Source organism: Caballeronia arationis (genome assembly GCF_001544975.2).
In the GTDB taxonomy this organism is placed as follows: Bacteria; Pseudomonadota; Gammaproteobacteria; order Burkholderiales; family Burkholderiaceae; genus Caballeronia; species Caballeronia arationis.
The window spans coordinates 1-1,202 of sequence record NZ_FCOG02000462.1 but is presented as its reverse complement, the minus strand read 5'-3'; the positions used below and the strand labels follow the sequence as shown (position 1 = coordinate 1,202).

At 59.6% G+C, this 1,202-nt stretch carries 2 protein-coding genes; both read left to right on the top strand.

Annotated features, from left to right (window positions below; genetic code table 11):
• Positions 1-618 (top strand): 3'-5' exonuclease (locus tag AWB81_RS43175; RefSeq protein WP_159939038.1); only part of this gene is annotated, 618 nt, incomplete at its 5' end.
• A gap of 99 nt (positions 619-717) precedes the next feature.
• Positions 718-1,202, top strand: a 485-nt coding sequence (locus AWB81_RS43170; RefSeq protein WP_144444404.1) for a hypothetical protein, incomplete at its 3' end; no start/stop codon positions are given.

Sequence of the window (1,202 nt, the reverse complement as noted above, 5' to 3'; positions counted from 1 at the left end):
ATCAAGGACACGGGCCTTGATGCTGTACTCGCGCACCTAGGGCTGACCGCTCAGCAGTTACGCGCACTCCATGCCGATATGGGGGCAGAACTGACCCAAAAAGGACGGGCGGAGTTGGTTGCCCTCGGGCTGCCAGAGGACGTGGCGACCAACTATCGCGAGTTCATGAAGCGGCTCGCCGAATGGCAAAGCCTGTGCGATCGCAAGTTCTATTCGCTAACGCTCTCCGGCGTCGCCGAGTGGATGCTGAAATACGCGAAGAAGGATTCAGCGATCCGGGCGATTCAGGCGACGAACGACGTCCTGTCACGCCTTTCCGGCAGTTTCGCCGAGCGGCTGCTGTTCCTGCGCCAGGACAACAATGAGCCGACGCCGGGCGCGCTTATCCTGACGACCATGCACAGCTCGAAAGGGCTGGAATGGGACCACGTGTGGATTGCGCGCAGCGAGGAGACGATCGTGCCGGACCCAAAGTCCACCGAACCAGAAGAGCGGCGTTTGTTTTACGTCGCGATGACGCGTGCGAGAGAGTCGCTCATGATCTCCGGCACGTCGAAGAACTTCGAATCACGATTCGTCGTGGAAGCGCAACTGACGGCGGTAGCTGCAGCCGCCTGATCTGTGCGCGCCAGTTTCACGCCGATAAAGGCCTGGCGGCACCTCAAAATTTCACGTATACCATCGACTACCACTCCCGCCACGCTCGAGGAACCGGTCATGTCGACATTTCGCCACGTCCTTGGTCTATGGTTAGTGCCCGATTTCTCGGCTGTCGAGCGGGGTGAGATCCCGCCTCCACACGTCAATTACGACGCTCTTGACACGCGTGACGTGGCGGAGACGCTGTCCAAATTCAATGATTGCGGTGAAGACGTCGCCATCAGCGTTCCCAATGATGCGGTTGACCAGGTTACTGTCCAATTCCGACTGACGGGACGCGCGGCTGGAAGTCCCCAGTGCGAAGATTTCGCTCTTGAACTGCTGAACATGGCCGAACGCACCGCTTATCTAGATACGCGCGGGTGTTGGGCTGAGCTTCATGCGCTGCCCAACAGGCGACACGCCCCGCCTCCCGTCTTGCTGTTGTTCGTGGTTAGCGGAGATTTTGACGGGGTGATGGTGTGGTCGCAGCAGTTGCGGATGCGGCTGGGCATACGGGCAGCAGATATGCTGAAGCAGATAGCTGGCGACGTCGCAGACGC